General features: G+C 67.5%; 27 protein-coding genes. 9 read left to right on the forward strand and 18 right to left on the reverse strand.

The features are described 5' to 3' along the window. Positions 1 to 8: 8 nt before the first annotated feature. The 5 genes from ACZ3HV_RS15625 to dapF form a co-directional block, all read right to left on the reverse strand. On the reverse strand, positions 9 to 308 hold the full coding sequence (locus tag ACZ3HV_RS15625; protein WP_465684811.1) for a hypothetical protein: 300 nt from the start codon (positions 306 to 308) through the stop codon (positions 9 to 11). 24 nt (positions 309 to 332) lie between these two features. After that, complete coding sequence (locus tag ACZ3HV_RS15630) at positions 333 to 1,052, reverse strand: hypothetical protein (RefSeq protein WP_465684813.1); 720 nt, start codon at positions 1,050 to 1,052, stop codon at positions 333 to 335. Between the two features lies 1 nt (position 1,053). Then, entirely contained in the window at positions 1,054 to 1,746 is a 693-nt protein-coding gene (locus tag ACZ3HV_RS15635; RefSeq protein ID WP_465684815.1) for a DUF6345 domain-containing protein, read from the reverse strand. Positions 1,747 to 1,824: 78 nt separating this feature from the next. Further along, positions 1,825 to 3,312 (reverse strand): GTPase HflX, encoded by a 1,488-nt coding sequence (hflX, locus tag ACZ3HV_RS15640; RefSeq protein WP_465684817.1) that lies wholly within the window; start codon positions 3,310 to 3,312, stop codon positions 1,825 to 1,827. Between the two features lie 83 nt (positions 3,313 to 3,395). Beyond that, positions 3,396 to 4,238 carry a diaminopimelate epimerase gene (gene dapF, locus ACZ3HV_RS15645; RefSeq protein ID WP_465684819.1) on the reverse strand — a complete coding sequence of 281 codons (843 nt, stop codon included), beginning with the start codon at positions 4,236 to 4,238 and terminating at the stop codon, positions 3,396 to 3,398. 24 nt (positions 4,239 to 4,262) lie between these two features. Between dapF and ACZ3HV_RS15650 the strand changes: the two genes are divergently transcribed. Next, entirely contained in the window at positions 4,263 to 4,523 is a 261-nt protein-coding gene (locus tag ACZ3HV_RS15650; protein WP_360365229.1) for a hypothetical protein, read from the forward strand. Between the two features lie 50 nt (positions 4,524 to 4,573). Here ACZ3HV_RS15650 and ACZ3HV_RS15655 read toward each other — a convergent pair whose 3' ends face one another. From ACZ3HV_RS15655 to ACZ3HV_RS15670, 4 genes are read right to left on the reverse strand one after another with little or no spacing between them, the layout of a single operon-like run. After that, a complete protein-coding gene (locus ACZ3HV_RS15655; RefSeq protein WP_465684821.1) occupies positions 4,574 to 5,005 on the reverse strand; it encodes an amidohydrolase family protein in 432 nt (143 codons plus the stop codon). Positions 5,006 to 5,024: 19 nt separating this feature from the next. Continuing rightward, on the reverse strand, positions 5,025 to 6,140 hold the full coding sequence (gene menC / locus ACZ3HV_RS15660) for an o-succinylbenzoate synthase (protein WP_465684823.1): 1,116 nt from the start codon (positions 6,138 to 6,140) through the stop codon (positions 5,025 to 5,027). Beyond that, positions 6,130 to 6,774 carry a MurR/RpiR family transcriptional regulator gene (locus ACZ3HV_RS15665; RefSeq protein ID WP_360365223.1) on the reverse strand — a complete coding sequence of 215 codons (645 nt, stop codon included), beginning with the start codon at positions 6,772 to 6,774 and terminating at the stop codon, positions 6,130 to 6,132. The genes menC and ACZ3HV_RS15665 overlap by 11 nt, the downstream gene beginning before the upstream one ends. Further along, entirely contained in the window at positions 6,767 to 7,435 is a 669-nt protein-coding gene (locus tag ACZ3HV_RS15670; protein WP_465684825.1) for a hypothetical protein, read from the reverse strand. The genes ACZ3HV_RS15665 and ACZ3HV_RS15670 overlap by 8 nt, the downstream gene beginning before the upstream one ends. Before the next feature lie 68 nt (positions 7,436 to 7,503). On the opposite strand from ACZ3HV_RS15670, the gene ACZ3HV_RS15675 reads away from it, so the two are divergent. Then, on the forward strand, positions 7,504 to 8,598 hold the full coding sequence (locus tag ACZ3HV_RS15675) for a M20/M25/M40 family metallo-hydrolase (RefSeq protein WP_465684827.1): 1,095 nt from the start codon (positions 7,504 to 7,506) through the stop codon (positions 8,596 to 8,598). Here the strand turns inward: ACZ3HV_RS15675 and ggt are convergent, their stop codons facing one another. From ggt to miaA, 4 genes are all read right to left on the reverse strand, one after another. After that, on the reverse strand, positions 8,599 to 10,422 hold the full coding sequence (gene ggt / locus ACZ3HV_RS15680; protein WP_465684829.1) for a gamma-glutamyltransferase: 1,824 nt from the start codon (positions 10,420 to 10,422) through the stop codon (positions 8,599 to 8,601). A 92-nt stretch (positions 10,423 to 10,514) separates the two neighbouring features. Then, on the reverse strand, positions 10,515 to 11,204 hold the full coding sequence (locus tag ACZ3HV_RS15685; protein WP_465684831.1) for a hypothetical protein: 690 nt from the start codon (positions 11,202 to 11,204) through the stop codon (positions 10,515 to 10,517). A 39-nt stretch (positions 11,205 to 11,243) separates the two neighbouring features. Further along, positions 11,244 to 11,759: a SigE family RNA polymerase sigma factor gene (locus tag ACZ3HV_RS15690; RefSeq protein WP_465684833.1), complete on the reverse strand. Its 516-nt coding sequence runs from the start codon at positions 11,757 to 11,759 to the stop codon at positions 11,244 to 11,246. After that, the gene (miaA, locus tag ACZ3HV_RS15695) at positions 11,746 to 12,723 is read right to left on the reverse strand and encodes a tRNA (adenosine(37)-N6)-dimethylallyltransferase MiaA (RefSeq protein ID WP_465684835.1); all 978 of its coding nucleotides are present in this window, start codon (positions 12,721 to 12,723) and stop codon (positions 11,746 to 11,748) included. The genes ACZ3HV_RS15690 and miaA overlap by 14 nt, the downstream gene beginning before the upstream one ends. Positions 12,724 to 12,844: 121 nt before the next feature. Between miaA and ACZ3HV_RS15700 the strand changes: the two genes are divergently transcribed. Both ACZ3HV_RS15700 and ACZ3HV_RS15705 read left to right on the forward strand, forming a co-directional pair. Next, positions 12,845 to 13,207: a hypothetical protein gene (locus ACZ3HV_RS15700; RefSeq protein ID WP_465684837.1), complete on the forward strand. Its 363-nt coding sequence runs from the start codon at positions 12,845 to 12,847 to the stop codon at positions 13,205 to 13,207. Between the two features lie 121 nt (positions 13,208 to 13,328). Then, entirely contained in the window at positions 13,329 to 13,574 is a 246-nt protein-coding gene (locus tag ACZ3HV_RS15705; RefSeq protein ID WP_465684839.1) for an antitoxin, read from the forward strand. Positions 13,575 to 13,865: 291 nt separating this feature from the next. On the opposite strand, the gene ACZ3HV_RS15710 is transcribed toward ACZ3HV_RS15705, so the two are convergent. Further along, positions 13,866 to 14,600 carry a Type 1 glutamine amidotransferase-like domain-containing protein gene (locus ACZ3HV_RS15710; protein ID WP_465684841.1) on the reverse strand — a complete coding sequence of 245 codons (735 nt, stop codon included), beginning with the start codon at positions 14,598 to 14,600 and terminating at the stop codon, positions 13,866 to 13,868. Between the two features lie 149 nt (positions 14,601 to 14,749). Between ACZ3HV_RS15710 and ACZ3HV_RS15715 the strand changes: the two genes are divergently transcribed. From ACZ3HV_RS15715 to ACZ3HV_RS15725, 3 genes are all read left to right on the forward strand, one after another. Beyond that, the gene (locus ACZ3HV_RS15715; protein WP_465684843.1) at positions 14,750 to 15,349 is read left to right on the forward strand and encodes a GNAT family N-acetyltransferase; all 600 of its coding nucleotides are present in this window, start codon (positions 14,750 to 14,752) and stop codon (positions 15,347 to 15,349) included. Positions 15,350 to 15,430: 81 nt separating this feature from the next. Then, on the forward strand, positions 15,431 to 15,760 hold the full coding sequence (locus tag ACZ3HV_RS15720) for a carboxymuconolactone decarboxylase family protein (protein ID WP_465684845.1): 330 nt from the start codon (positions 15,431 to 15,433) through the stop codon (positions 15,758 to 15,760). Then, positions 15,750 to 16,331, forward strand: a complete 582-nt coding sequence (locus tag ACZ3HV_RS15725; protein ID WP_465684847.1) for a carboxymuconolactone decarboxylase family protein — start codon at positions 15,750 to 15,752, stop codon at positions 16,329 to 16,331. The genes ACZ3HV_RS15720 and ACZ3HV_RS15725 overlap by 11 nt, the downstream gene beginning before the upstream one ends. A 122-nt stretch (positions 16,332 to 16,453) precedes the next feature. Here ACZ3HV_RS15725 and ACZ3HV_RS15730 read toward each other — a convergent pair whose 3' ends face one another. The 4 genes from ACZ3HV_RS15730 to ACZ3HV_RS15745 form a co-directional block, all read right to left on the reverse strand. Then, complete coding sequence (locus ACZ3HV_RS15730) at positions 16,454 to 17,641, reverse strand: IS110 family RNA-guided transposase (RefSeq protein ID WP_465684849.1); 1,188 nt, start codon at positions 17,639 to 17,641, stop codon at positions 16,454 to 16,456. Positions 17,642 to 17,995: 354 nt separating this feature from the next. Further along, positions 17,996 to 18,673: a cytidylate kinase family protein gene (locus ACZ3HV_RS15735; RefSeq protein ID WP_465684851.1), complete on the reverse strand. Its 678-nt coding sequence runs from the start codon at positions 18,671 to 18,673 to the stop codon at positions 17,996 to 17,998. A 455-nt stretch (positions 18,674 to 19,128) separates the two neighbouring features. Continuing rightward, positions 19,129 to 19,371: a hypothetical protein gene (locus ACZ3HV_RS15740; RefSeq protein WP_465684853.1), complete on the reverse strand. Its 243-nt coding sequence runs from the start codon at positions 19,369 to 19,371 to the stop codon at positions 19,129 to 19,131. A gap of 50 nt (positions 19,372 to 19,421) precedes the next feature. Beyond that, positions 19,422 to 19,685 (reverse strand): hypothetical protein, encoded by a 264-nt coding sequence (locus ACZ3HV_RS15745; RefSeq protein WP_465684855.1) that lies wholly within the window; start codon positions 19,683 to 19,685, stop codon positions 19,422 to 19,424. A gap of 696 nt (positions 19,686 to 20,381) precedes the next feature. Between ACZ3HV_RS15745 and ACZ3HV_RS15750 the strand changes: the two genes are divergently transcribed. Both ACZ3HV_RS15750 and ACZ3HV_RS15755 read left to right on the forward strand, forming a co-directional pair. Then, positions 20,382 to 20,831, forward strand: coding sequence for an NUDIX hydrolase (locus tag ACZ3HV_RS15750; protein WP_360365198.1), 450 nt, complete (start codon positions 20,382 to 20,384; stop codon positions 20,829 to 20,831). Between the two features lie 92 nt (positions 20,832 to 20,923). Continuing rightward, positions 20,924 to 22,786 carry a LamG-like jellyroll fold domain-containing protein gene (locus tag ACZ3HV_RS15755; protein WP_465684857.1) on the forward strand — a complete coding sequence of 621 codons (1,863 nt, stop codon included), beginning with the start codon at positions 20,924 to 20,926 and terminating at the stop codon, positions 22,784 to 22,786. Positions 22,787 to 22,905: the final 119 nt, after the last annotated feature.

Genomic DNA, 22,905 nt, shown 5'->3' on the forward strand with positions numbered 1-22,905 from the left:
CGGTGCGTCTAGGCGGTCAACGGTTTGGCGAAGACCTTCTCCACGATGGACTCGTAGCCGAAGCCCATCACCAGAGCGACCCAGAAACTGATCTCGGCGTCGGGCTTCGCCGCTTTGAAGACGGCGAGCACGATCAGTGCGCTCGCCAGGCAGAACGCGAACAACGCGGCGTACTTCTTCGCCCAGGGCGGCAGGCCCGGCGCGGCGGTCGCCCCGAACTGCTTCTGGACGAACCCCTTCAGCACCGGAAAGACCACCGCGATCAGCACGCCCAGGGCAATCCCGAGGAACGCGCCCACATCGCCCATCTCAACCAACTCCCCCCACTCGAGTCACACGCACCAATCCGAGTCCTGCCCGCGTCCGGCGGCCCCACCGTCGCCGTCATCGTCCCGGGATGCCGGTACGGCGATGCTGACGCGCCAATGCGGAGCCCCTTCCATCGGCGGACCGTCCAGGACGAAGACGAACGACGGCCGGCACAGGCCGGCGACCTCGTAGCCGGACGGCTCGCTGTAGCCGAAGGCCGCACGCAACCGGAAGCCGCGGGCGTCCCCGACCATGGCGGCGACGGCCGCCTCGACCTCCCGCGGACTGCGCCACCCCACCGCGCGGACGCGCTCGGCCCGCTGCCGGAGGCTGATGTCGACGAAGTCCCCGGATGGCAGGTCGAACCAGGTCATCCGGCCGCCTGGTCCCAGGGACGCAGTGCCTTCGATTCTCGTCAGCACCTGCCGGCGAACGAACTTCGGTGGCTGCTCGTCGGTCCTCAGCTCGACGTCATGGTCGAGGTCTCGATGGAAACTCGCGGTGTTGACGAAGAAGTCCAGAATCTCGTCCAGCGGAAGGCCGTCGACGGGTCCGGCGATGCGGACGGTGCCGGTGCGCGGCGAGATCTCGACGTGCCGGTCGAAGGCAAACCTGATGCGCTCGGCCGCCTCCGCCTGCTCCGGTGGTGGAGCGAACACGAGGTTCGGCGGCGGTTGCGGACTGCGCATCTGAGCGGCAGCCCAGTCGGCCGTCTCGGTCGGCATCAAGTCGTCCCAGAACATCTCACACCCTCCACGCCATGCCAGGGACCTGGCTGGTCCGCGGTCCCGGAAGTGAGCCCGCCGACGTGAAGTCGAGGATCTGCTGGGCGGCCACATCGTCGTCACCGAAGGCGATCGCGATCGGCTTGTCGGTACCGACGTAGCTGCCGGCCTGGATCGACGTGAACCAGGCATCGGTCACCGGCTTGGTGTCCAGCTCCTGCGCGAACGCCGTACCGCGGATCGACGCCTGCCGGGAGACCGAGGCGGGCGAGGCGAAGCCGAGGACGAGCCGGAGTTGCGGGCCGATCTTGCCGGTTCGCCACGCCTGATCCCAACCGGTGACGGTCGGGTCGGCCAGGTCACAGCAGTCGAAGATCACGATCGCCGGGCCCTGGTCGCCGAATCCGCCCGACAGCACCGGCCAGTCGTCCGCGTGCAGAGCGAGCTCGTAACCGGACGCGCCGCTCATCCCGTGCGTGGCGACGTACAGGATGTCGACCTGCTGTGCGTCACCGCCTTGGTCGAGATCCTGGTCGACCAGGTTCTCGTCGAAGGTGACGAACTTGACGTTCGCCCCGGCCGCGAGCATGCCCTCGAGAAAGAGCGACGGCGCCCGATAGGCGTAGCGCAGCCGCCGGTACCACAGCTTGTTGAGACCTTGCCGCTGGAAATGCGTCGACCAGGCGACACCGATGTTGATGTTGATTGTCATCCCCCCACCCCTGAGCGGAGGATGACACAGCGTGAGCGCGCCGCCAAGAGGTTGGGGGCGCGCTCACGCTCTGTGTTATTAAGCCGTTGCGACCTGGTACGGCGTGAGGTCGCCGGCCAGGGCCGGGTGGACTCGCGCGGTGAGGCGGGTGCCGTCGGCGGTGTGTTCGAGTTGGTCTACGGCCCCTTCGGAGTGGATCCGGGAGACCAGGTCGCCGCGTTCGTACGGGAGCAGCAGGTCGACCTCGATGTCCGGCTGCGGCAGGGACGCCTCGACCAGGGAGCGCAGCTTGTCGATACCCTCGCCGGTGTGGGCCGAGACCACCAGCGCCCGCGGCTCGCGGTGCAGGATCGGGGCCAGCGCCATCGGGTCGGCGATGTCGCCCTTGTTGATGACGATGATCTCCTGGACGTCCGCGGCACCGATCTCGCCGAGCACCTCACGGACCGCCTGGATCTGGGCCAGCGGGTCGGGGTGCGAACCGTCGACCACGTGCAGCAGCAGATCCGCATCCGCGACCTCTTCCAGCGTCGAGCGGAACGCCTCGACGATGTCGTGCGGCAGGTGCCGGACGAACCCGACCGTGTCGGTGAACGTGTACACGCGCCCGTCGGAGGTCGTCGTACGCCGGGTCGTCGGATCCAGCGTCGCGAACAGCGCGTTCTCGACCAGGACACCGGCTCCGGTGATCTTGTTCAGCAGCGAGGACTTGCCCGCGTTCGTGTAGCCCGCGATCGCGACCGAGGGGATCGAGTGCCGGCGGCGCTCCTGGCGCATCGTCGACCGCGTGCCCTTCATGTCCTTCAGCTCACGCCGCAGCTTCGAGATCTTGGTGTTGATCCGGCGCCGGTCGGTCTCGATCTTGGTTTCACCGGGACCACGGCCACCGATACCGCCACCGGCCGCACCGACGCGTCCACCGGCCTGGCGGGACAGGTTGCCACCCCAACCACGCAGGCGCTGCTTCATGTACTGCAGCTGGGCCAGCTCGACCTGGGCCTTGCCTTCCTTGCTCTTCGCGTGCTGCGCGAAGATGTCCAGGATCAGCGCGGTCCGGTCGACCACCTTGACCTTGAGCTTGTCCTCCAGGTTGCGCAGCTGCGCGGGGGCCAGCTCGCCGTCGGCGATCACCGTGTCGGCGCCGAGCGACGCGACCAGGTTGCGCAGGTCGGCCACCTTGCCGGAACCGATGAAGGTCGCCGGGTCCGGCTTTTTCCGCCGCTGGATCACGCCGTCCAGAACCTCGGAACCGGCGGTCTCGGCGAGCAGCTTCAGCTCGGCCAGCGAGTTCTCCGCGTCCTCGGCGCTGCCCTCGGTCCAGACGCCGACCAGCAGCACCCGCTCGAGCAGCAGCTTGCGGTACTCGACCTCGCTGATGTCGGTCAGCTCGGTCGACATGCCGACGATGCGGCGCAGTGCCTGGCGTTCCTCGAGCTCGAGGCCTTCGGTCCCGAGCTCGGAGTCGTACGAGTCGTGACCCGTCAACGAATCGCCGGAGTCATCGCCCTCGATGAGGTCAAGTTCGACGTCGGTGGTCTCGTCGTAAAAGTTCGAATGGGTCGTCATATACCTTCCATCGTGGCACGGGCCACCAGTACAAGCGACCCGATTAACTCCGTCAACGCCCCACGCGTTACCTGAATTCCCGTTCAGGCAGGTAGCCAGGCCCGGTCGAACTCGCCGCGAGCGTGAATGACGGCCGGTCCGGTCAGCTCCAGATGGTTGTCCGCGCGCCACGTCACGCTGACCTGACCACCCGGTACGCCGACCCGGTACGTGACCGGAAGCTCGTCCCGGGCCGCCCGAGCAGCCGCCACGGTGACGGCACACGTCCCGGTCCCGCAGGACCGCGTCTCCCCCGCGCCGCGCTCGTGCACCCGCATCTCGACGTCGTGCGGACCCCGCCGTACGACGAACTCGAGGTTCACGCCCTCGGGAAACGCTTCCTGGGGCGACCAGGTGGGCTGCTCACAAAGGTCTCCGGGCTCCCGCAGGTCGTCGACGAAAGCCACCGCGTGCGGGTTGCCCATGTCCACGTGCACGGCCGGCCACTGGTGCCTGTTCGCCTCGACCACGATGCCGGCCGCCGCGGGGAGCACTGGCTCACCCAGGTCCGCGGTCAGCGTGCCGTCGTCGTTCAGTACGACGTCCTTGACCCCCGCGCGGGTGCCGATCCGGACCGGCTTGTCACCGGTCAGCCCGGCCTCGGCCAGGTACCGGACGAACACCCGGATGCCGTTCCCGCACATCTCCGCGATCGAGCCGTCCGCATTGCGGTAGTCCATGAACCAGTCGCCGCCGTCGTCGACGTACGACTGCTGGTCGCCCTGGATCACCCGGAGGACGCCGTCCGCCCCGAGCCCGGCGTGCCGGTCGCAGAGGAACCGCACCAGGCCGGCGTCCAGGTCCCCGTGGATCGTTCCATCGGGGTCAGGCAGGATCACGAAGTCGTTCTCCGTGCCATGCCCCTTCAACCAGGGAAAGGTGCTCATACCGGAGATCGTACGGTGTTCCCCATGGAGCTCATCGCCTACTTCTGGGAGCAGGACGACGCCGAGGCAGTCGCCGCCCGGTTCGACGGTGACGTACGGCGCGGGCGGTTCCACGGCGAGGACGACGACGAGGACCACCCGTGGGTCGTCGTCCTGCGCGATGTGGACCCGGCCGCCGCGGACGAGTTGGTGCATGAGCACGACGGGTGGCTCGAGACGACCGAGGACACTGCCGCCGCTCCTCCCCCGTTGCCGAGTGAGCCCAAGCGCTTCAAGAAGGCGTGAGAACGCGTCCGGGCCTGCGTCCTGTCGGCACTCCGTCAGTCAAGACCGGCTCACCGGCGACCAGGACGTGGTTGATGCCGACGGACAGCCGCGGGTTCCAACGGTGCGGCGAAGCCGCCGAGATCCCGCCACGACCAGTCGTGCCGCGGGTCCAGGAACGCCGTACCCGCTCGCATCGAGTCCAGGTCGGTGATCGGAAAAGGCGACCAGCCACAGTTCCCGGCGACCAGCGTGGTGACGCCCTGAGAGAGCTGGGTCGGCGCGTCCGGAGTCGATCGAAGACTGAAATCCGCATGGGAGTGCAAGTCGATGAACCCGGGTGCCACAATGTTGCCCGTGGCATCGATTACCTCGGCACCGGAGGGCACGTCGCCGGGTGGCAGCACACCGATGATCCGCCCGCTGTCCACCAGCACGGTCGCGGCCACCGGCTCCGCACCGGTCCCGTCCACGACGAGACCACCGGCCAGGGCGATGGTCATGGACCCGCTCCTGTTCTGGTCAGAGGCTGAACGTGGCGATGGTGTTCGCCGCAATCAGCTCGGTGTCGACCGTATGCCCCAAGCCAGTTGCCTTGGGCACCTGGACGACGCCCTGGACAGCGACGACGGCGGGTTCGACGATGTCCCGGGCGTAGTACTTCTCCGAGGCGGACACATCCGATGGGAGGGTGAACCCGGGGAGGCTGGAGACGGCGACGTTGGCGAGCCGGCCGATGCCGAACTCGTGCATGCCGCCACACCAGACAGCGATCCCGGCGTGCTGCGCCCGATCGTGCGCGGCGCGGGCTGCGGTCAGACCACCCATCCGCGACACCTTGATATTCAGTACCTGTAGCGCTCCGACGGACAGCGCGGTCTCCAGGTCGTCCAGCGTCTCGATGCTCTCGTCCAGACAGATCGGGGTCGAGATCGTCCGCTGCAGCCGTGCGTGCGCGAGCAGGTCCCGCGGCGCGAACGGCTGCTCGATCATCGTCAGCCCGAACCCGTCCAGCGCCCGCAACTGCGGCAGGTGGTCCTCGGTGTAGATGCCGTTGGCATCGACATGCAGATCGAGCTCCGGGTACGCCGCCCGCACCGCGCGGACCGGTTCGACGTCCCAGCCCGGAGCGATCTTCAGCTTCACCCGCGGATAACCCGCCGCCGTCTGCCGCTCGATCTCGGCGAGCAGGTCGTCGATCGTCGGCTCGATCCCCAGCGACACACCAGCAACGACCTCGGTTCTGGTCCCGCCGAGCGCCTCGGCGAGCGGAACGCCGTGCACCGAACACCACAGCACCCAGGCAGCAACATCCACACCGGCCTTGGCGAACTGATTCCCCCGGACCTTGGACCACAACTGTGGCACCTGCTCGGGCCGTTCCCACGACTGACCGATCACCGCCGGAAGCAGGTAGTGCGAGGCGATCTGCCAGCAGGTGTCGACCGTCTCCGGTGCGTAGTACGGATCCGAGGGCGAAGCGATCTCGCCCCAGCCGACGGCACCAGAGGCGTCTTCAAGCTCGACCAGGATGTGTTCGAGGTACGTCTTGCGGTGCGAGCTGGTCTGGAACTCGTGCACCAGCGGCATTCGGACCCGATGCAGCCGCGCCGCAGCGATCTTCAGCTCAGTTGACATACAACCCCAGCTCCGTGTTCAGCCGATCGCGTTCGACGAGTCGCCGGCGCGCACCCTTGGCGCTGGCAGTGGTCACGGTCGCGAGCACGTGCAACACGGACGCGACGACTGTCGGAGAGTCGACGTACGACGCACTGCCGGTGGCGACGTAGATGCACTGGTCCGCGAGCTTGGCCAGCGGCGCGTCTTCGAAGTCCGTCACGGCCACCAGTTCGCCGCCGGCCTCGGTGAAGCGGCGCGCGATTTCGACGGTGTCGCGGCGATAGCGACGGAACGAGAACGCGACCATCAGGTCACTCGACCGGACATCCGAGAGTACGTCGACCCCGCGTACGACCGTGCCGTCGATCAGCGTGACCTGGGACAGGCCGACACCGAGGTCGAAGGCCAGCAGGGAGGCGTAGGAGTACGACTTCGCCGAGCCGATGATGAAGCGCCGGCGGGCGGCCACGATCCGGGCCGCCGCCTGGGCGATCGCGTCGTCGGCGAGGATCTGGTCGAGGGCCTCCTCGATCGAGGCGCGCTCCTGCTCGACCACGCGGCGCTGCAACTGCGCGGACGATCGCCTTTGCAGGCGGGCGTCGTACCGCTCGTGGGGACTGGAGAGCTCACGGTTGCGCGGATCGTCAGGCATCGTCCACCGACCCGAAGTAGTAGGCGGCCGTGCCGTCGGGCAGCCGGCGGCAGGACACGGCGACGAGGCCCTTGCCGAGCAGCTCCTCGAACGACCTGCGGAGCTCGCTCTTCTCAGCCGGCACCACGAGCCGGGTCAGGGCGGCATCATCCAGGTCGATGCGGCGCTCCCTCGTCAGGTCCCACTCGACGATCACCCGGTCGGCGCCGGGACCGTACATGTCGGGAGCGAACCACCGGCCGCGGGCACCGAGCACGTCGAGGTTGAAGTGCGCGTTGCGGATCTGGGCCGGGTCGTAGGTCCACCGCATCCTCGAAAGACCGTGGCTCAGGGCAACTTCCCGCTGGGCGAGCTTGAGCATCCGGCCGAGTCCGTGGCCCTGCTGCTCGGTCGCGACCACGGCCGACTGCGAGTAGTGGTAGAAGCCACGCCGGTCGGTGCCGCAGAACCCGTACGCGAAGGCGACCAGCCGGTCACTCGGGTCGAGGATGCCGACCACCGCCCCGCCGTTGCTCGCCAGCGCACCGAGCAGTCGCGGGTTCAGCCCGTACTCCGGGTCCTGGTAGCCGAAGACCGCGCGATACAGCGCCGAGGCCTCGGCGAACCGCGCCCCAGTGGTGAGCGAGACGGGCCGATAGCTGCCCTCGGGCATACGATTCATATCCTGAGTAGATCCCGCCTGTGTACAGCTAGTCAATCGTCGCCCGCATCGTGATACGTTTCCTATCCATGATGACTGATCGCCTCCGCGAGTACGTCGGACACGAGACACCGACCGGTGACGCCAAGGCGCTGAACGCGTTCGCCGACCGGCTCCTCGCGAGGTACGGCGAGCTCGGCGGCACCGCCCGCCGCGTGCCGATGCCGACCGGCGATCACGTGGTCGCGGACTTCCCCGGACGGGGTCCACGGGCCGGCGAGGCACCGCTGCTCTTCCTCGCGCACCACGACACGGTCTGGCCGCTCGGCCAACTGCAGGACGCGATGCCCTGGCGTGAACAGGACGGCATCATCCACGGGCCTGGCGTCTTCGACATGAAGGGCGGACTCGTCGTTCTGGAGACCGCGCTCGAGCAGGTCGCGGACGCCGATCACCGTCCGGTGCGGATTGTCGTGGTGGCGGACGAGGAGATCGGGTCGCCTTCGGCTCGCGATCTCGTCACCGCGGAATCGGCCGGGGTGTTCGCCGCGTTCGGCCTCGAGCCACCGCACCCGAACGGCGACCTCAAGACGTCCCGCTGGGGTAGCACCCGGGTCCGGATCGAGGTCACCGGCCGGGAGGCGCATGCCGCTCTCGACCCCGACAGCGGTGTCTCCGCGATCGACGAGCTCGTTGACCAGCTGACCTTCGTCCGCGCGGTCGTCAGCAGGTACGACGACGTGTTGTGCAACGTCGGCACGATCACGGGCGGCGGGCGGACGAACGTCGTACCGGGAGCTGCCGCGGCCGATATCGGGTTCAGGTTCGTCGATCCGCAGACCGAGAAGGCAGTCCTCGACGCGGTGACCGGGTTCGAACCGGTACGGGCGAACGCCGGGCTGCAAGTGCGGGTGATGTCGAGCCGCCCGGCCTGGGAGCCGTCGCCGGCGACCGTGCATCTGTTGGACCAGGTCGTCGCGGCTGGGCGGTCCGTCGGTCAGGAGATCGGTGGCGCGGCGGCGTCAGGTGCCGCCGACACAAACCTGACCGGCTGGCTGGGCGTCCCGACCCTGGACGGCCTCGGGCCGGTGGGTCAGGGCGCCCACGCCGTCCATGAACAGGTGATCGCGGCGAGCCTGGCCGAGCGAGCCGACCTGGTCGCCGCGATCATTACCTCACTCTGATCAGGGCCAGAGCTGTTTGACCGTTCCGGCCGCTCCGCCGCCACGTCGGACAGGCTCCGCGGCCGCCAGGATCGCGCCGCTCGGCAGGAACTCCAGCGCCTCGAGCGCCCCGATCTCGGCCGCCGACGTTCCAGGTGCACCTGGAACGGCGAAGGTGTGGCCGTACGGCGTGAGCGCCGCACCATAGGCGTCGATGAAGGACTGTTCGGCGGTGACCGCCGCGGTGTTGCGCTGCGCTGCGCGCGGTGCCGCGATCGCCTCGGGCAAGGTCATACCGCGGTCGAGCCGGTTCGTCAGCGTCTGCAGGACCGTGGTGATGATGGTCGAACCGCCCGGCGAACCGAGCGCGATGAACGGCTTGCCGCTGCGCAGCACGATCGTCGGCGACATCGAGGACCGCGGCCGCTTGCCGGCCGCCACGATGTTCGGGTCCTTGGGGTCAGGGATCGCGGAGAAGTCGGTCAGCTCGTTGTTCAGCAGGAATCCGCGTCCGGGGACCGTGATGCCACTGCCACCGGTCTGCTCGATCGTCAGCGTGTAGGAGACGACGTTGCCCCACTTGTCCGCGGCGACCAGGTGCGTGGTCGAACGGCCTTCGGTGTCCGGCCGCTGCTCGACGGCCGTACCCTTCGCGCACGGCGAGTACTTGCCGTCCGGCGAGCCCGCCGGCACCGGCTTGGTCGCGGCCTTGTCCGGGTCGATCAGGCAGGACCGCTCGGCGCCGAAGCCCCGCGACAGCAGTTCCTTCTGCGGTACGTCGACGTACGCCGGATCACCGACGTACGCACCGCGGTCCGCGAAGGCCAGTGCGGAGGCCTCGAGGTAGGTGTGCAGCGCCTGCGTGGTGCTCTGCTGCGCCAGGTGCTGCGGTTGCAGGATGTTGAGCGCCTCGCCGACGGTGGTGCCACCGGATGACGACGGCGGCATGCCGTACACGTCCAGGCCGTCGTACCGGACCTTGGTCGGTTGGCGGTCGATCGCCTGGTACTTCGCCAGGTCGCCCGTGGCCAGATACCCGGAGAAGAACGGCAGCGTGGCGTCGGCGGTCTTCGGTGGGTTCTGGGCCACGGCCGCCATCTCGCCGGCCAGCGGACCGCGGTAGAACACCGACGGGCCTTGCTTGGCGATCAGGCGGTAGGTGTCGGCGAGCTCCGGGTTCTTGAACACCGATCCGACCTGCGGCGCGTCGCCGTTCGGCAGGAACAGCTTCGCGGTCGGCACGACCTGCGCGAACCTGGCCTTGTTCTCGAGCGTCTGGAGCCGGAACGTCGGGTCGACCACGAAGCCGCGATCGGCCAGGTCGGCGGCCGGCGTCAGCGCCTTGCCCAGCGACAGCGAACCCCACTGCTTCAGCGCGCTGTCCCAGGTTGCCAGCGTTCCCGGTACGCCGATCGACACACCAGAGGTCACCAGCTGCGCGAAGGGGTACGGCTGGCCCGTCGCCTTGTTCATGAACGCGTCGGACGGCATGGTCGCGGGGGCGGTCTCGCGGCCGTCGAGCGTGAAGACCTGGTGTTTCTTGGCGTTGTAGTAGACGAAGTACCCGCCACCGCCGACACCAGCGGAGTACGGCTCGGTGACGCCGAGGGCCGCGGCCGTGGCGACGGCGGCGTCGACCGCGTTGCCGCCGCGCCGAAGCACGCCGAGCCCGACGCTCGTCGCGTCGGCGTCGACCGAGGACACCGCGCCACCGAATCCGATCGCGGTCGGTTGCTTGACGGGAGTCTGGGTCGCCGGCGTCGGCGGACTGGCCGCGGCTCCGCTCGTACTCAGACCAGTCAGAACAAGGGCACCTGCAGACAGGGCTGCGACGAGCTTCTTCACCGATTCTCCCGCGGGGCATAGGCGGACAGGGACATGCCCTTGCCTATCCCACGGTGACGTTGAGCGCCAGTTGTGGCGCGCCTGGTTACGACCTATTTGACGGTGCAGGAGTCCATGAAGCGGCGGATGACGTCGTCGGTCCAGTCCGCGGTGCCGATCGGGAGCTGGACCAGGAGCCACTGGTCGGCGAGCTTCACCTGACCGGCGAGGCGACCATCCAGGGTGCCGATGTGGAAAGTCTTGCCGGCGCCTTCGGTGACCCGGACCGACATCAGGCTCTTCGCCTCCGGAGCCGCCTGCAGCACCACCTTGGCGGCAGTCTCCGCGGTCCGCATCTCCGGCTGCGAGAGTACGACGCGATTGGCGGCGATCGGCGTCTCCGCGCTCCAGCCCTTCGGCGTGAGTGAACAGTCGATCGTGCGCCAGGCCTGCTTGTTCGCGACCAGCTCCACAACCTGCGCGCCGAACATCGACATCGTCTCGCCCTCGGCCGGGGCGGGCGAGGACGACGCGGGTGCGCCGGCGGTTGCGGCGGTCCCGGTTTCCCCCGCACTGCCGGCGATCTCGGAGTTGCCCGTCCCCCACCACTTCACCTGGTTGCCGATCGCGAGAACGGCGGCCGACACGGCGGCCACGCACAGCACACCGGTGACCCGGCGCCGGCGCTTGATCCGGCGCAACGCCCGTCGCCCACGGGCGACGTCCGCCTCGATATCCGCGTCCGGCAGCCCATCGACCGCATTGTCCGCGAATCCCTGTAGCAGCTTCTTGACCTCGTCCACTACTTCAGTGCCTCCCCGTCCCGCTGCCCCGTTGGTTCATCAACCGCTCCCCGTCGTCCGATCCGTTTCCTCGCTCATCAGTTCCTTCAGACGCTTCAGCGCCTTCGCCGTCTGGCTCTTCACCGTGCCCTCGGTGCACTCCAGGATCCGAGCGCAGCTGGCCACATCGAGGTCCTGGAAGTACCGCAGCACCAGCACGGCCCGCTGCCGCGGCGCGAGATCCAGCAACGCGCCACGGACGGCCAGCGTGTCCGCCGGGTCCGCCTCGTCGGTCAGCCGCGGTTCCAGCGTCTCCGCCGTCACCACCTCGGGGCGGCGACCGGCGCGGCGGCGCTCGTCCAGGAACGCGTTGACCAGGATGCGGTGCGCATACGGGCCGGCGCCTTCGTGCTTGATCCGGTGCCAGTGCACGTAGACGCGCGTACAGGCGGTCTGGACCAGATCCTCGGCGGTGTGGACGTCTCCCGCGGTGAGCAGCAACGCCGTCCGCATCAGTCGGGTGCGGTCCGCGAGCAGGTACTCGCGGAACTCGGCCTCACGGTCACCCCCTCGCATCGACGATCCCCGGGCCCTCTTCCACCCCGACTACGCCGCTGCTCGCCTTCCGGTTGCCTTCGGCTATCACTTCTAGAGCCTTCTCCAGCAGATCGGGGTCGTCGTACGGCAGCCAACTGATCCGTCGGTCCTTACGGAACCACGAGTCCTGCCGGCGCGCGAACCGGCGCGTGGCCTGCGCGGTCCGCTCCCGCGCCTCCACCTCGTCGATCTCACCGTTCAGCAACGCGATCACCTGTGAGTACCCGAGCGCCCGGTTGGCGGTCTTCCCCTCAATCAAACCCTTGTTCAGCAGACCTCGCACCTCGTCGACGAATCCGGCGTCGAACATCCGGTCCACCCGCCGCCCGATCCGCTCGTCCAGCTCCGGGCGCGGTACGTCGAGTCCGAGCTGGACCGCACCCGGGTAGACGTAGCGATGCTCGGGCAGGGTCGCGATGTATGGACCGCCGGTGATCTCGACGACCTCGAGCGCCCGGACGATGCGCCGGCCGTTGCTCGGCAGGATCTGCTCGGCGGCCTTCGGGTCGATCTCGGCCAGCTTCTTGTGCAGCGCCCCGGATCCCTCGCGCTCGAGCTCGGCTTCCAGCCTGGCGCGGACTTCCGCGTCGGTGCCGGGGAAGGTGAAGTCGTCGAGGATCGCGCGGATGTACAGCGCCGATCCGCCGGCCAGCACGGGTACGACGATGCGCGTGACGCAGTCGTCGATCGCCGCCCGGGCGAGTTGCTGGAACTCGGCCACGGTCGCGGTCTCGGTGACGTCGAGGATGTCGAGCAGGTGATGCGGTACGCCGTCGCGTTCCGCCGTACTGATCTTCGCCGTACCGATGTCCATGCCGCGGTACACCTGCATGGCGTCCGCGTTCACCACCTCGCCACCCAGGCGTTTGCACAAGGCAACGGACAGGTCGGACTTGCCGGCCGCGGTGGGACCGACGACCGCGACGACGAGAGGTTCGGCCATCGCTCCAGTCTGTCAGGGTCCTGATGAAGACTCGGCCAAGAGGGTCGTACTGGCCTTGTGGATGACCCGGAAAGTTCGGTAGACACACAGCAGTTCGCAACATAACTACGGGAGGAAACCAGTGACGAATCCGTTCGACGAAGAATCCGACGCAGCCAAGGACGCCGCGGACCTCGGGGGCGAGGAGCTCGAGGCCAAGAGCGGCGGTGACGTCGAGTTCAAGCGCAGCGGTGGGGATGTCGAGTCGCGCAGCGGTGGGGACGTTGAGTCCCTCAGCGGTGGGGATGTCGAGTCCCTCAGCGGTGGGGACGTTGAGTCCCTCAGCGGTGGGGATGTCGAGTTCAAGCGCAGTGGTGGCGACGTCGAGTCGCGCAGCGGTGGCGATGTGGAGTCGCGCAGCGGCGGCGACGTCGAGTCCGCCGGCGACGGGAGTCAGGACAGCGGCGGCGACGTAGAGTCGGAACCGTCGGGCGACGGAGTCTGAACCTGGGTCCAGGCCCGTCCGCATGGCACTCGCGGAGATCCCACAGTTCCGGCGTTGTAGGTGCGAAGATCGCCGCTAGCTGTCTGTAAGCATTCAACTACGCAGGAATGGGAGCCCCGGGATGGGCATCTTCGACAAGTTCAAGGGCAAGGCCGAGAACCTGAAGGAAAAGGCCGGCGACCTGGTCGACCAGCACGGCGACAAGGTTGGGGAAGGCCTGGACAAGGCCGGAGACTTCGTCGACGAGAAGACGGGCGGCAAGTACGGGGACAAGATCGACCAGGGTGTCGAGAAGGCCAAGGAGGGCCTGGACGGCCTCGACGGCCAGCGGGACGACATCCCCGACACCCGGAACAACCCCGCCTGAGCACCACCGAGGGGCCGCGAGAATCCACTTCTCGCGGCCCTTCGCCATGCCTGGATGAGTTAGTCGAAAAGGGCACGCCTCCGGCGCGGCAGGCTTTCTGGCCGGCTCCGCCGGGGCGCCCTCCCGTGCCACGGACCGGCGCACTCGGCGAAGGAACTGCCGACACGACTCATGGTGGCGACGGACGAGCTCGGGCTCGAAGTGACCGGCCAGCGCCCGACGCCGGATCGCGCGGCCGGCCCGTCGGGCCCGATATGGGCCGCGCCGGGCTTCAGGAGGTGCGCGATGAAGTCAAGGCTGGAAGAGTTTCCACTGGCCTTCTGAGACGACGTCGACGGTGCCGTCGACGACTTTGATAGCAGTGTCGTCGTCGATCGCGTACGTCGGTGCGGAGATCCGCGCCGCCCACCGCTCGGCATTGGCCAAGGACGCATCCGGGTGGTACTCGTGCTCCAGGTGTGGGATCACGGCGAAGTCGACGAGTCCCGCTCCCTGGGCCGTGACCAGGATTCTGTTGATGTCGCCCTGGGGCGTGGCGAAGACGATGTCCTCCGACTTCAGCGGTCCGTCGTTCCCGCGGGGCGGCTCGGTGTAGGTCTCGACGAAGGTGGAGGTAGCAGCCATGCTCCCCGCGCTCACCCCCACGTAGACCGCCTCGGAGCGCAGCGTCGGCAGTAGATCGGTCAAACCGGAGCGCCGCATCCAGTTGGCGAGAAAGACGGGGTCCCCGCCCCATGCCAGCAGTGCGTCGGCGTCCCGGACCGCTGGCACCCAAGCAGCCTCTTCGATGCTGGGCAGCACCGACAGCTCCAGGATCCCCAACGATTTCCAGCCCAGTTCGGCCAACCGTGACGGACTCTTACCGCTGATCGCCCGCCACGCCGCGGCGGACCCGCCGGGGAAGGGGTAGAGGGCGGTGGGGATGAACAGGGCATTGGACTCGGCGATCGGTTTGCCGAGCAGATCGACCAGCGCATCTTCGATGCTGCTGTTCTTGATCCCGCCCGACGTGAGCAGAGCTCTCATGTTCCTACCTTCCCTACTGCGAGGCACGCGCCCGAAACCTGCTCCGACGCGACCCTACTGCGGATGCGGTCCGGCGCTTTCGGTCTCCGTTGACGAAGAAGGGAGATTTCCGGACGGAGATCGTCCGGATGGCGTTCTACGCTCAGCTCATGGCCAAGATCAGTGCGACCGTCAGCGAGCTTGTGGTTCGGCCGCTCACGCCTGAGACCTGGGACGCGTTCGCGGATCTCGCGGAGCGGCACAACGGGGTGTGGGGCGGCTGTTGGTGCACGTTCTTCCACACGCTTCATGAGGACAAGACCTTCGACGCGGTCGACAACCGAACCCTCAAACAACGGCTGGTCGCGGAGGGCCGAGCCCACGCGGCACTGGTGTTCGACGGTGAGGTCGCGGTCGGTTGGTGCGAGTACGGCTCACCGAACGAACTGCCGAACATCAATCACCGCAAGGAGTACGAGCAGGGCATGGATCGCCCGCCCGACTACCGCCTGACCTGCTTCTTCATCGACAAGAGATACCGCCGCCAAGGCGTGTCCGCAGTCGCCCTCCGCGGTGCACTCGACCTCATCGCCCGATCAGGCGGCGGAACCGTCGAGGCCTACCCCCAGGACACCGCCGGCCAGAAGATCACCGCCTCCTTCCTCTACAACGGCACCCGCTCCGTCTTCGAGCAAGCCGGCTTCACCTACCTCCGCCCCAAAGGCAAGAACCACTGCGTCATGGCCACCACCATCAAGGCAGCCGGCTAACTCCTTGTCGCATTCGGCGCGCGCCAATCGTCATACAGGTGAGGGCGGTCAGCCCAGACTGCCAAGGAGGCGGAAGAGGCCGTGTCGGACGAGAAGCAAGCAGCGCACCAAGCCGTGGTGGATCGCGTCCTGAACGGAGAGGGCCGGGCATCTGCGGAACAACGAGCCCATGCCTTCAGCAACGACGGCCTCTCCCCGCCGCTGGATGCTCTGATCGCCAAGGTCGTCGACCGACCGACGCAGGTGACGGACGAGGACCTGACTGCGGCCCTGGCCTCGGGATGCACCGAGGACCAACTCTTCGAGCTGGTGATCTGCGCCGCGGTCGGCCAGTCCTCCCGGCTGTACGACGCCGGCCTGGCCGCCCTAGCCGAAGCGACCGCCGATGGGAGGCCGGACCATGCGTCTTGACATCCTCAACCACGGGTACGGCGCCGGCACCAAGCTGCTCTTCGCACTCATCCGGCTGTTCTCCCGGCACCCCGTACCGGACGCCGCCAAGCTCGTCTTCTACCGCCCCGACTTCTACGGCGCCCAGGCCAAGCAGTTCACCCACGAAGCGATGCGCGGCCCCTCCGCCTGGTCCGTCGGCGACCGTGAACTGATGGCGGCGTACGTCTCGAAGGTGAACGAATCCGCATTCTGCATCAGCGCCCACACCGCAACCGCCAGCCAGGCGTACGACGACAGCCCACGCGTCGCCGCGGTCCTGACCGACCTGGAATCAGCCCCCATCGAGGAGCCGCTCCGAGCAACCCTCCGAATGCTCGGCAAACTAACCCGAGACGGCAAGCTCGCCACCGAAGACATGCGCGAGCTGCTGGCAGCCGGAGCCTCACCCCAACAAATCAAGGACGCGCTAGCAGTCTGCGCCGCCTTCAACACCACCAACCGCCTGGCCGACACCTTCGGCTTCGCCCTACTCAGCCCCGACGACTTCAACGCAGGAGCCAACTACCTCCTCAAACGCGGCTACCACTAACCAATCTCCCGCCGAGCAGGGGATGTCTCCACGCTGACTCGAAAATTAACCCGTTCGTGGGCAGGCGGCAGCACCCGGCGCAGCGCAGCGGAGCCGGGTTGTTCGTGGCGCTTATTGCGGGTTCAGGCGGCGGGTTGCAGGGCGACCTTCTGGCCGGTGAGACGTTCGAGTTGACGCATCAGGTTTCGGGCCTGACGTTCCCGGTTGATGCGCGATTCGTAGAAGTCGGAACCGAGATCGTGGTAGCGCGCTTCGGCATCGGACAGCAGGTTCCAAACGATGGTGAGAACCGAGTGACCGACCGCGACGATCGCGCGCTTCTTCCCGCGACGTTTGACCAGCCGCCGGTATCGCTCGCCGAGGAAGGTGTCGGTGCGGGACGCGCCGGCGACGACCTCGCCCAAGGTGGCGGCCAGCCAAGGGTTGCCCTTGCCGGTTGAGCCTGCCTTGTGTTTGCCGGCGGAACTGTTGTCGATCGGCGCGAACTTCGCCCACGACACCAGGTGCCCGGCGGTTGGGAACACGGCCATGTTGGTTCCGATCTCGGCGATCAGCTCCTGCGCCGAGACCACACCGACACCGGTGATCTCATCCAGCCGCTGGGCCGCCTGGGCAAAGGGGCTCATCGCGTCCTCGATCCGCGCCGTCACCTGTTCGATCTTCGCGGTGAGGTCATCGACGCGCTCGAGCATCAGCCGGCACAAGAAGGCGTGATGATCGTCGAAGTGGCCGCGCAACGCCTCTTCCAGGACACCAATCTTGCTGCGCATGCGTCCCCGCGCCATCTGCGCCAGCACCTTGGGGTCGCGCTGACCTGCGATCATCGCCTCCAACATCGCCCGCCCCGACACCCCGAACAGGTCCTCGATCACCGACGACAGCTTGACCTGCGCGTCCTCCAGCAGCTTCTCCATCCGCTGCTTCTCCCGAGTGCGCTCACGAGTCAGCGTCCGCCGATACCGGGTCAGGTCCCGAAGCTGGCGGACCGGTTTCGGGTGAACCAGACTGGGTCGGCACATGCCACGCTCGACCACCTTGGCCAACCACACCGCATCCAGCTTGTCGGTCTTCGGGCGCCCCGGCACATTCTTGACATGCTTGGCGTTGAGCAGCCAGCAAGCAAACCCTCGGCCTCCAGCAAGTAATACACCGGCTTCCAGTAATCGGAAGTGGCCTCCATCGCCACCAACTCCACGCGCTGGCAGCGCAACCAGTCGGCCAGCTCCAGCAGCGAACGCGTCACCGTGGCGTACTCGCGCACCTGCTGCACCCGCCTGCCGGGCTTGGTCTCGTGCGGAACCCGCACGCACACCATCACACCGGCCTTACCGATGTCGATCGCGCAGACGCGCTCGACATACTCCACCGGCTCCTCAGCGGACTCCTCCATCGACAGCACCCCTGTTCAATCAGTATCCATAGGGACGGCTGCCCGCAGGAGCTGCAGGGGCAGTACAGACGCGGACTCTCGTGCTCACGGCAACAATGCAGGGCCCCTCAGCCAGCTCCCCGCGTCAGACTACGAGCCGGCCTCGAACTGGCACCAAGCGTGGATCGACGTCGGCGGGCAACCACCCCGATTTTCACGCCCAGCACGGGCGTCACACCAGTTGACATCGGCGACTACGAGGGGAAGCCCACACTTGCAGATCTCGGCTGTCTGATCAGCGTGGTTGGGCTTGCCAGGCTGGTTGGTGGGGATCGTCGTTGTGCACGATGATATCGGCGTGGTCAGTCGGGCGGACCGTGTCGAAGTAGAACTGCTGGGAGGGCATGTAGCGGCTGCGATAGCGTCGCTCGACCTCAGTGGCCGATCTGGTCGGAGACCGGTCTCGGGTACGGGCGCGATCCAGCGTCTTCTCGAACGCGGCTGACACGAAGATGCGCAGGTCCCACCGGTCGATCAGCTCCGGACGCATGAGGAACACGCCGTCGAAGAGCAGTACGGCGTCCGCGGGAGCCGTCAGGACCGGCTCGGACAGGGCGGTGTCCGTCACTTTGTCGTAGACCGCCTGCTGGAACCTTCGGTCTCCGTCCGGGCCCAGCGGATCGAGCAGTACCCGATGGAGCGCGTCGAAGTCGAAGCTGTCGTGATAACAGCCTTCGGCGGAGTCCTCGCCGCGCCGATAGCGTTGTGACCGGGGCGTCAGGAAGTCCTCGATCGTCACGCGGATCACTTCACGTCCCCGCGCGCGCAGTACGACGGCGAGCTCATCGGCCAGCGTGGTCTTCCCCACGGCCGGCACTCCGTCGAGGGCGACCCGCGTCGGGTGCCCGTTCGCGACGCCTTCGACCGCCTCCGCCAGGCGCCCAAGCAGATCGCTGCGAGTGCCGTGGTCCATTCCCTACCGCCCATCCTGCGTCGTGAACGTCACTGTGCGCTCACCCCAGGGCGGCCGCAGGCGTGTCCTACCGCGTCTACACAGTTCTCTCACACAAACGCGGCTCTCGTGCCACCGGTGTGCGCCGCCGTATGCGCCGGCAGCATTGCTTCCGCGAAGCGGTGCCCCGTACGCGCGTGTCAGGTCTTCCCGCCGAGGACGCCGATCTGCGACCCCGATCTGCGCGCCGCCGCTGGCGGGCAACGCAGTCGACTCCTTCACATCGCCCGACACCTGCGCCAACGTCGTATCCTGCCGGCTCTACCGGGACCCTGCGGGCCAGATCCCCCGGCGATCAACGAACCACGAATGGGATCGCGACTATCTCGAGGTGACCGGGAACGAATCACCGCTGAGACTCGAACAGGTCGGAGGTATTGGGTGCGGATCGAGCCGAGCTCATCCGCACCCACCACTTAGTTGTCCTCGAACAGTTCCTTGCAGACTTTCTCTACGGCGTACCTTGCGCCACCCATGACCCCACCCGTCCCTGCGGCCTTAATGAAACTACCCAGGGCCTTGCCGATGCGGCGGGATCCACGTTGCCCGGCGTCAATCTCCGAGCTCCGCTCCGCCTCCCCTATCTGCGCGCCGTCGCCGTCCTTGTCATACCCCTTTCCTGTGTCGTCCGGCTCTGCCAGACCACCTGTTGTGTTCATGGCTTCCCTCCTCGCGGGGGAAGTTGAGCCGCCTGGTTGGCGACTCGGGGCTATTGTGCGACCCGACGGGTCGCGAGCTTCTTGTTCGTCGTTAGGCCGGGAACTTCCTCCTCGACCCCGTCGACAAAGCCGGCGATCGCGGCGCGAATAAGGCTTGACCGCGACACGTCGCGGTAGCCCTCGCCACTGAGGAACGCTGCGATGCGGTCGAGAGAGGCGACAAGCTCTCGATCCACCCGGACCCGAATGGCCTCGCTTAGCCCAGCCGACGCCGGCGTCAGACCGAGCCGGTAGAGCAGCTGCTCGCTGACCACCGACTCCCCCGTATCTGAATGGCCTGCTGGCGGCCTGCCCCCTTCACCAACGGGTCCAGGGTGTGCAGGGTGTGCAGGACTTCCCCTGCTCTCGTTGCGCTGATCCATTGACATGCTCCTTTTCTCCTGTCTGGCCCGGCGCTCTATCGGGCCGATACCACAGATCGTACCACATCCTGTACCACAGACGGTGGTACAGGATGTGGTCTCGCGTCACAGCGGATTCCACGAGCACGCGTGGCACGAGCCCGCGTGCGGACCAGCTACGCGGACCTCTGGCGATCACTTCGCGCGAGTCGACGACCCGCGCGCCGGTGCAGGCGGCCAACAAGGCAGCCGCGCCGAAGCGCGTCCTTCCCGGTGTCCGCGAGTTGTCCGCGGAGTGCGTCGAGCGGGGACAGCAGTTCGCGCGCCGCGGTACGCGGCCAACAGCACGATCGCTGGGAAGCGGTGCCCTCTCCCGCGCGCCGGGTGTCCCCCGCCGAGGACGCCAACCCGTAACACCGATCTGCGCACCGCCGCGGGCGGCCAACAGAACCGCCGCGCCGAAGGCGTGTCCTTTCCTGGTGCCCCCGGGTTGTTCGCGAGGTGCGTAGGTCCGGGACAGCAGTCCGTCCGCCGCCGGAGGCGGCCGATAAGACAGTCGCCGCGAAGCGGCGTCATTTGGTGTCGGCGGGGGTGATTAGGGTGCTGGGTATGGATCGGTTTCGGGTGGTTCCGGCGGCGTACGTCGTGCTTCGGCGGGGGGATGAGGTGTTGATGTTGCTGCGGGCCAACACCGGATACATGGATGGGTACTGGGCTGTGCCGGCTGGGCATGTGGAGAAGGGCGAGTCGGTGATCGAGGCCGCAGTGCGGGAAGTGCGGGAGGAGGTTGGGGTGGAGATCGATCCCGCCGATCTGGTGCCGGTGACCGCGATGCATCGGACCGGGGGGAACGGGGATCCGATTGATGAGCGGGTGGACTTCTTCTTCACGACGACTCGGTGGTCGGGTGAGCCACGGTTGATGGAGGCGGAGAAGGCTGCCGGGTTGGATTGGTTCTCGCTCGACAAGTTGCCGGATCCGGTGGTGCCGCATGAGGCGCGAGTACTGGCGGGGATCGCCGGCGACGGGCTGCCGGCCGTGATCGCTCAGGGCTTCTGACATCTGCTTCCAGGGTTCGCCTCGTGTTCACCGATCGCTGGGCTGAACCGCTTTAGAGTTCGCTGCGGTGTCAGCGAGCTTCGGAGGCGGCGATGGGTGAGCGGTACGACGGGACGAGTCGGCGACGGCTGTTGCAGGCGGGGGCGCTTGGTGCGGGGGCGGTGATCGCACCCGGCGTGCTGGGAGCTGGGAATACCGCAGCGTCTGGGACCGACGCGGCGGCGGCAAGCCAGACCGCGGAGAGTCAGGCGACGGGGACCGAGGCGAGTGGGCGCATCGATACTGAGCACCCGCGGTTCACGGTGGCGGTTGTACCGGATACCCAGTATCAGTTCGATCAGGATCGGGGGGACTCGGCGCCGCTGACGGCGAGCTTCGAGTGGCTGATCGAGCAGCGGGCGGCGGAGAACATCGTGTTCGTCGCGCATCTTGGTGATGTGGTGGAGAACGCGCTGGCGATGGAGTTCGCCCAGGCTGACCCCGTCTTCAAGATCCTCGACCGAGCCCGGTACCCGTACAGCGTGCTGGCCGGCAACCACGACATCGACGCGTCGAAGGATGACACACGCGGGGCGTCGGCGTACCTGAACACGTTCGGTCCGCAGCGGTTCCGGCGGATGGCGACGTACGGCGGGTCGACGGCGAACGGGTACAACTGGTACCACGTGTTTTGCGCGGCCGGGCGGCAGTGGTTGCTGCTGGCAATGGACTGGCGGCCGTCGGATGCGAGCTTCGCGTGGGCGCGTGATGTCATCGCCAAGCACCCGCGGCTGCCGGTCATCCTCACCACGCACGAACTGGTGAACGCCGACCACGGCAACCCGGTGGCGTACTTCACCGATCACGGCAACCGGGTCTGGGATCAGCTGGTGAAGGACAACGACCAGATCTTCCTCACGCTCAACGGGCACTTCTGGCCGCCCGGCCGGGTGGCCCGCCAGAACGCCGCCGGCCACGACGTACACCTGCACCTGACCAACTACCAGGACCGGTACTACGGCGGCTCCGGCATGATCCGGCTCTACCATTTCGACCTGGCCCGGAACACGATCGACGTGGAGACGATCGCGCCGTGGATCATGGACCAGGACCCGGCCCGGCGCAGTGAGTTGGCCGAGGGTGAGCTGGAGTTGACCGACGACACCAACCGGTTCAGCATTCCGATCGACTTCGCTGAGCGGTTCGCCGGGTTCGCGCCGGTCGCGGTTCGCGCGACTCGGCCTGCTGCTCAACTCGTGATCCCTGGCACAGCGGCGTACTGGCGCTTTGACGGGCCGGTCGCCGACCAGGTGGTCGATCACTCGGGCAAGGGCAACCATCTGACGCGCGTGCAGCTCGGCGGGGATGCACCGGTCGCGAGTGACGAGTTCCACGCCGACCAGCCCGGGCACGCCAGCTGGTTGTTTGCTGGTGGCAAGAATCCGGCCCGCGGTGGTTATCTCCGTACGGCGGACAACGCGCCGCTCAACGCTCTCACGTTCGCCAACGGCTACACGATCGAGGCGTTCGTGAAGCTCGCCGACGACAACGCGGATCACTCGTGGGAGGGGCTGCTCAGCCGGATGGGTACGGGCGCCGACGCCGGCAAGACCGGGAGCGACCCGTCCGAGCCGGTCGTCAACCTCGCCTTCTCCGGCGGGCGGCAGCTGCAGTGGGCGGTGTACCCGCTGGACCGCAACGACACGTTCACGAACTGGGGTCATGAGCAGGTCGCCGGGAAGTGGTTCCACCTCGCCGTGGTCAACGATGGACGGCACAGCACGCTGTACGTCGACTCGTCGCCGCTCCTGCGCAATCCGGCGACTCCGTCGAACGGGCTCGCGACCGCCGGCAAGCCGTGGTTGCTGGCCGCCAACCACTACGACAACGTGATCGAGCAAGCCTTCGCGGGCCACATCGGTGAGCTCCGCATCGTTACCCGAGCCCTGAAGCCGTCGCAATTCCTCAACGCCTGACCCCGCGACCGCCAGTCGACGCGCGAACCGTGGACCGGAACTGGGGACCAGGCCCAGGAACTGGGGGCCCCGCACAGGTTATTACCTGTCCAAAGCCCCCAGTTGGCGTCCAAGGCCCC

This window comes from Kribbella sp. NPDC020701 (assembly GCF_055562215.1).

Bases quoted from the DNA above. Each gene is read 5' to 3' on its own strand.
- ACZ3HV_RS15625 (WP_465684811.1), bottom strand. From the start codon at position 308: ATGGGCGATGTGGGCGCGTTCCTCGGGATTGCCCTGGGCGTGCTGATC.
- ACZ3HV_RS15630 (WP_465684813.1), bottom strand. From the start codon at position 1,052: ATGTTCTGGGACGACTTGATGCCGACCGAGACGGCCGACTGGGCTGCC.
- ACZ3HV_RS15635 (WP_465684815.1), bottom strand. From the start codon at position 1,746: ATGACAATCAACATCAACATCGGTGTCGCCTGGTCGACGCATTTCCAG.
- hflX (WP_465684817.1), bottom strand. From the start codon at position 3,312: ATGACGACCCATTCGAACTTTTACGACGAGACCACCGACGTCGAACTT.
- dapF (WP_465684819.1), bottom strand. From the start codon at position 4,238: ATGAGCACCTTTCCCTGGTTGAAGGGGCATGGCACGGAGAACGACTTC.
- ACZ3HV_RS15650 (WP_360365229.1), top strand. From the start codon at position 4,263: ATGGAGCTCATCGCCTACTTCTGGGAGCAGGACGACGCCGAGGCAGTC.
- ACZ3HV_RS15655 (WP_465684821.1), bottom strand. From the start codon at position 5,005: ATGACCATCGCCCTGGCCGGTGGTCTCGTCGTGGACGGGACCGGTGCG.
- menC (WP_465684823.1), bottom strand. From the start codon at position 6,140: ATGTCAACTGAGCTGAAGATCGCTGCGGCGCGGCTGCATCGGGTCCGA.
- ACZ3HV_RS15665 (WP_360365223.1), bottom strand. From the start codon at position 6,774: ATGCCTGACGATCCGCGCAACCGTGAGCTCTCCAGTCCCCACGAGCGG.
- ACZ3HV_RS15670 (WP_465684825.1), bottom strand. From the start codon at position 7,435: ATGAATCGTATGCCCGAGGGCAGCTATCGGCCCGTCTCGCTCACCACT.
- ACZ3HV_RS15675 (WP_465684827.1), top strand. From the start codon at position 7,504: ATGATGACTGATCGCCTCCGCGAGTACGTCGGACACGAGACACCGACC.
- ACZ3HV_RS15690 (WP_465684833.1), bottom strand. From the start codon at position 11,759: ATGCGAGGGGGTGACCGTGAGGCCGAGTTCCGCGAGTACCTGCTCGCG.
- miaA (WP_465684835.1), bottom strand. From the start codon at position 12,723: ATGGCCGAACCTCTCGTCGTCGCGGTCGTCGGTCCCACCGCGGCCGGC.
- ACZ3HV_RS15705 (WP_465684839.1), top strand. From the start codon at position 13,329: ATGGGCATCTTCGACAAGTTCAAGGGCAAGGCCGAGAACCTGAAGGAA.
- ACZ3HV_RS15710 (WP_465684841.1), bottom strand. From the start codon at position 14,600: ATGAGAGCTCTGCTCACGTCGGGCGGGATCAAGAACAGCAGCATCGAA.
- ACZ3HV_RS15715 (WP_465684843.1), top strand. From the start codon at position 14,750: ATGGCCAAGATCAGTGCGACCGTCAGCGAGCTTGTGGTTCGGCCGCTC.
- ACZ3HV_RS15725 (WP_465684847.1), top strand. From the start codon at position 15,750: ATGCGTCTTGACATCCTCAACCACGGGTACGGCGCCGGCACCAAGCTG.
- ACZ3HV_RS15735 (WP_465684851.1), bottom strand. From the start codon at position 18,673: ATGGACCACGGCACTCGCAGCGATCTGCTTGGGCGCCTGGCGGAGGCG.
- ACZ3HV_RS15740 (WP_465684853.1), bottom strand. From the start codon at position 19,371: ATGAACACAACAGGTGGTCTGGCAGAGCCGGACGACACAGGAAAGGGG.
- ACZ3HV_RS15750 (WP_360365198.1), top strand. From the start codon at position 20,382: ATGGATCGGTTTCGGGTGGTTCCGGCGGCGTACGTCGTGCTTCGGCGG.
- ACZ3HV_RS15755 (WP_465684857.1), top strand. From the start codon at position 20,924: ATGGGTGAGCGGTACGACGGGACGAGTCGGCGACGGCTGTTGCAGGCG.